General features: G+C 67.9%; 4 protein-coding genes and 1 tRNA gene. 4 read left to right on the forward strand and 1 reads right to left on the reverse strand.

What is annotated here, in order from left to right; translation table 11 throughout:
* The 4 genes from ACYPYD_RS19780 to ACYPYD_RS19795 all read left to right on the forward strand — a co-directional run.
* Window positions 1-831: hypothetical protein (locus ACYPYD_RS19780; RefSeq protein ID WP_459665011.1), on the forward strand; the 831-nt coding region annotated here is incomplete at its 5' end.
* Between the two features lie 40 nt (window positions 832-871).
* The gene (locus ACYPYD_RS19785) at window positions 872-2,617 is read left to right on the forward strand and encodes a DUF885 domain-containing protein (RefSeq protein ID WP_459665013.1); all 1,746 of its coding nucleotides are present in this window, start codon (window positions 872-874) and stop codon (window positions 2,615-2,617) included.
* A 64-nt stretch (window positions 2,618-2,681) separates the two neighbouring features.
* Window positions 2,682-2,757: transfer RNA gene (locus ACYPYD_RS19790), tRNA-Thr, on the forward strand.
* A 116-nt stretch (window positions 2,758-2,873) separates the two neighbouring features.
* A complete protein-coding gene (locus tag ACYPYD_RS19795) occupies window positions 2,874-3,395 on the forward strand; it encodes a hypothetical protein (RefSeq protein WP_051587015.1) in 522 nt (173 codons plus the stop codon).
* A gap of 41 nt (window positions 3,396-3,436) precedes the next feature.
* Here ACYPYD_RS19795 and ACYPYD_RS19800 read toward each other — a convergent pair whose 3' ends face one another.
* Entirely contained in the window at window positions 3,437-4,681 is a 1,245-nt protein-coding gene (locus ACYPYD_RS19800; RefSeq protein WP_069709021.1) for a spinster family MFS transporter, read from the reverse strand.
* Window positions 4,682-4,797 lie beyond the last annotated feature (116 nt).

A 4,797-nucleotide genomic window follows, 5' to 3' on the forward strand; every position in this document is an offset into this window, starting at 1 on the left:
CAGAAGGGCATCGCCGTCGCCCTGTGCGAGACCGGAGACGCTCCACCCCGCCTGCTGCGCCCTGCAAACCACGCCCACTGGTCCCGCGCGCAAGTGCTCGACCAGTTGCTCAACCGCCTGCCACCCGACACCCTCGTCGGCCTCGACCTCGGCATATCGCTGCCTTTCGCCGACGCGGGCGCCTTTTTCCCCGGCTGGGCGGACAGTCCACCGAGCGCCCGTGCGCTCTGGGCGCTGATCGACGCCATCTGCACCGAAGACCCGCACCTCTCGGCCTCCAGCTTCGTCGATCACATCGATCTCAGGGCCTACTTCCGCCGCCACGGCGGGCGTGAGGGCGCGCATTTCCACCTCCCCGGCGCGCTCCACAAGCGCGGCCGCATGCGCGTGACCGAGGAGGCGCAGGCCCGCGCCGGATGCCGCCCCTACTCCAACTTCAACCTCGTCGGGGCGGCGCAAGTCGGCAAGTCGAGCCTGACGGGCATGCGCCTGCTTCACCGCCTGCAGGGCCGCGTGCCGGTCTGGCCGATCGATCCGCTGCCCGCGAGCGGATCCGTGGTGACTGAGATCTACACCACCCTCGCCGCCGTCGAGGCGGGGCGCACCGCAGGCCGCGCCAAGATGACCGACCACGCCGCGCTCGATGCGGCGCTCGAAACCCTGGGGTCACGGCCGACCGGCGGCAGCGGCCCGATCGACGACCACAGCGCCGACGCCCTCCTCACCGCCGCCTGGCTGCGCGTGGCCGCCCCGCGTGAGGCTCTATGGCAACCCGCTGAACTCACGCCCGAACTCGCCCGTACCGAGGGCTGGACCTTCGGCGCGCGCTGACGCACAACCGCTCCCATAAGCACAGGGAGCATCCCCCCCAATGAAGTCCATCCTGCTGGCGGGCATCGCCTGCCTCACCCTTTCCGCCTGCGCCACGACGATGGCCGACGATCGCCACGCCGACGCCGCCGTGGATGCCGCGCAAGTGGCGGAGCGAACCGCTCCCGCGCCGACGTGGAAGAGCTTCGTCGATGGCACCATCGAAGACTGGTTCGAGACCGACCCCGCCTTCGCGATCTACGAAGGCGCACACAAGTACGACGGCCGCCTGCCCGACTGGAGCGACGCCGGGCTCAAGGCCCGCGCCGCCTTCCTGCACTCCGTCATCGACAAGGCGGGCCAGTTCACCGCCCTCTCCGACGCCGACCGCTTCGAACGCGACTATCTGGTGCAAGTCGCCAAGGGCCAGTTGTTCTGGCTGGAGGGCGCCGACCAGCCGCACACCAACCCCGCCTACTACATTAACGGCGGCCTCGACCCGAACGTCTACGTCAGCCGCGACTATGCCGACAAGCCGACGCGGATGAAGGCGATGATCGCGTTCTTCAAGGCGGTGGCAGCGCAGGCCCCCAATATCCGCGCCAACCTGCCCGCCGCGATGCCCGCCAGCTTCATCAAGCTGGGCACCGACGGCTTCGGCGGCTTTGCCGACTACTACCGCGGCGATGCCCGCGCCGCCTTCGCCGACGTCGCCGACCCGGCGCTGCAGGCCGAATTCAAGACCGCATCCGAAGCCGCCGCCGTCGCCATGAAGGGCGTCGCCGATCAGGTCGCCAAGGCCACCCCGACGCAGGATTTCGCGCTCGGCGCCGACAGGTTTGCGCGCATGGTGCTTGCGACCGAAGGCGTCGATGCCACGCTCGATACGCTGGAGGTGGCTGGCAAGGCCGACCTCCAGCGCAACCAGCAGGCGCTGAAACTGGCCTGCGCGAAATACACGCCGGGCAAGACCATCCAGCAGTGCTTCGACAGGATGCGCGCCGACAAGCCCAAGGACGGCCCCGTCGCCGAGGCCCGGCGCGAGATTCCGCAGCTCGCCGAATTCGTCCGCAGCCACGACGTCGCGACGATCCCGGGCACGAAGATGGCGATGGTCGAGGAAAGCCCGCCCTACAACCGCGCGAACTCCGCCTACATCGACCCGCCGGGGCCGCTGGAGAACGGCGGCTCGTCGATCTACTATATCTCGCCGCCCGACCCGACGTGGTCGAAGCAGATGCAGATGGACTACATCCCCGGCAAGGCAGACCTCCTGTTCACCACCGTCCACGAGGTAATGCCGGGCCACTACCTGCAGTTCCTCCATTCGAACGCGGCGCCCTCGATCGTCGGCAAGCTGTTCGTCGGCTACGCCTTCGCCGAAGGCTGGGCGCACTATGCCGAGGAGATGATGCTGGAGGCAGGCCTCGGCGACGGCGATCCGGGCGTGCAGGTGGGCCAGATCTCCAACGCCCTGCTGCGCAACTGCCGCTATCTTTCCGCGATCGGCCTGCATGCGCGGGGGATGACCCAGGAGCAGTCCAAGACGATGTTCATGGAGCAGTGCTACCAAGACGCCGGCACCGCCGAACAGCAGGCCGCGCGCGGGACGTATGATCCGGCCTACCTCAACTACACGCTGGGCAAGCTGATGATCCGCAAGCTGCGCACCGACTGGACCGCGACGCGCGACGGGCGTTCGGCCTGGAAGGCGTTCCACGACGAATTCCTCAGCCACGGCGGCCCGGCCATCCCGCTACTGCGCCAGACGATGATGCAGGAGGCCGCGCCGCACGCGGTATTCTGATTATGGGCTTTACCGGCGCCCCCCGCTCGCGGTAAGGGCGCCGGACTTGCTTGATGAAGCAAGCGCCGGCTTAGCTCAGTTGGTAGAGCACCTGATTTGTAATCAGGGGGCCACGGGTTCGAATCCTGTAGCCGGCACCACCGTCCCTTTCGGGCGGCGGATTACATTCCTGTAAGCGCGCGTTGCTCCCGCCGCGTTGACCTCCGGGTAACGGAATCCGGGTATTGGCCGGATGCCAATAAACGGGGGCAATTTCATGAAGCATATTACTTTGGGCGTCATCGCCTGTCTCGTGGCGGCTCCGGCCACCGCGCAGACGCGTTCCACCGTCGCCGCGATCGAAGCCGCGGTGCCGGTCAACATCTATGGCCAGCCGATGCAGGGCAAGCTGATGCCGGCCAGCACCATGGTGAACGTCACGCCGCTCGAGGAAATCTCCAGCAAGCATATCGAAGTCGGGCAGACGTTCCGCTTCGCTACCGTCGGCGACGTCGTCGAAAACGGCGCCGTCGTCATTCCGCGCGGTTCGCCGGTGACCGGCATGATTTCCTGGAAGACCGGCCGCGCCATCGGCGGCAAGTCGGGCAAGTTCGAGGTCGAGTTCAAGAGCGTGACCGTCAACGGCCGCGAAATGGGGCTCACCGGCAAGCATCGCCAGGAAGGGCGCGGCAATACCGTCGGCGCGCTGCTCGGCTCGATCCTGATCAGCGGACGGTCCGCCGTCATGGTTCTGGGGCAGACCGTGCCCGCCTTCACGGCGGAACCAATTCCCTACTGATACCTGTCCGGGCAGCGGCCGAGGCGACCACGGCCGCTGCCCTATTTCTCCGTGACCCACTCCCTGCGCAGGCCCGGCCCCGCCAGCGTCATCAGCAGCGCCGCCAGCAGGTAGAGCACCAGCGCGAACAGCATCGAATAGCGCAGCGACTCCGCGCCCCATACCGGGGCCAGCGCCTTCGACAGCGCGCCCAGCGCGTAGATGCCGCCGCCCAGGCCGATCAGGTTGTTGATCAGCAGGAACAGCGCCGAGGCCGTCGCGCGGGCAGGCGGCTCGACGAGGTGCTGGATCGCGCCGGTCACCGGGCCGAGCCAGAAGTAGGCCAGCACCTGCGGGATCAGGAACAGCACGAAGGCGACCGGCACGCTGGTCGTCCAGATACCGCCCGCATAGAGCGGCACCGCCAGCACGAAGCCGATCGCAGGGACGCGACCGTACCAGGCGCGGTCGCCCTTCCCCAGCCGGTCCGCCAGCGCGCCGCCGGTCAGCACGCCGACCGTGCCGCCCAGCAGCAATACCGCGCCGAAGAACCATGACGTCTCGACGAGGGTGAGGTGGAAGCTGCGCTGCAGCAGGCTCGGCAGCCAGAAGGCGACGCCGTAGCCGAGCATCGAACTGGACGCCGCCCCGAAGCTGAGGAACCAGAACGCCCGCTTGCGCGCCAGCGTGGCGAAGACCTCTGCGAAACGCACGGTCGGCGCGGAGACAGGGCGCGGCTTGTCCTTCACCACCAGCTTGAACAGCGGCGCGATCAGGATGCCGCACAGGCCGACGATGAGGAACGCCGTGCGCCAGTCCACCGCCTGCGCCACGTAGCCGCCCGCCATCACCCCCGCCGCCGAGCCGAGCGGAATACCCAGCGAATAGACCGAGAGCGCGAAAGCGCGGCGCTCGCTGGGGAAATGGTCGCCGATCACCGCATAGCTCGGGGCCACGCCGCCCGCCTCGCCCACGCCGACGCCGAGGCGGGCGAGGAAGATGTGCCAGAACCCCGTCGCCAGCGCGCAGGCGGAAGTGAACACGCTCCATACCACCAGCGAGCCGGTGATGACCCAGGATCGGCTCGTGCGGTCGGCCACCCAGGCCAGCGGCACACCGAGCGTGGAATAGAGGATCGCGAAGGCGAGCCCGCCCAGCATCCCCATCTGCGCGTCGTCGAGTTTGAGGTCCGCCTGGATCGGCGCGGCGAGGATCGAGAGAATCTGCCGGTCGACGAAGTTGAATACATAGACCAGCAGCAACATCGCCAGCACCAGGCGGGGGGATGTCGTCTTGTGATCGGTCATCGCGTTTGCACCCTTTTCGTCATCCCGGACTTGATCCGGGACCGCTGGCCGTGAACAGCCCACCTTTCTGCGCGCAGCACGCTCCCAGCTAAAGACAGCCACCGGTCCCGGATCAA

This window comes from Novosphingobium sp. 11B (genome assembly GCF_054589055.1).

What these genes read in the sequence shown, in the direction of transcription:
- ACYPYD_RS19785 (WP_459665013.1), top strand. Translation starts at nt 872, where the DNA reads ATGAAGTCCATCCTGCTGGCGGGCATCGCCTGCCTCACCCTTTCCGCC.
- ACYPYD_RS19795 (WP_051587015.1), top strand. Translation starts at nt 2,874, where the DNA reads ATGAAGCATATTACTTTGGGCGTCATCGCCTGTCTCGTGGCGGCTCCG.
- ACYPYD_RS19800 (WP_069709021.1), bottom strand. Translation starts at nt 4,681, where the DNA reads ATGACCGATCACAAGACGACATCCCCCCGCCTGGTGCTGGCGATGTTG.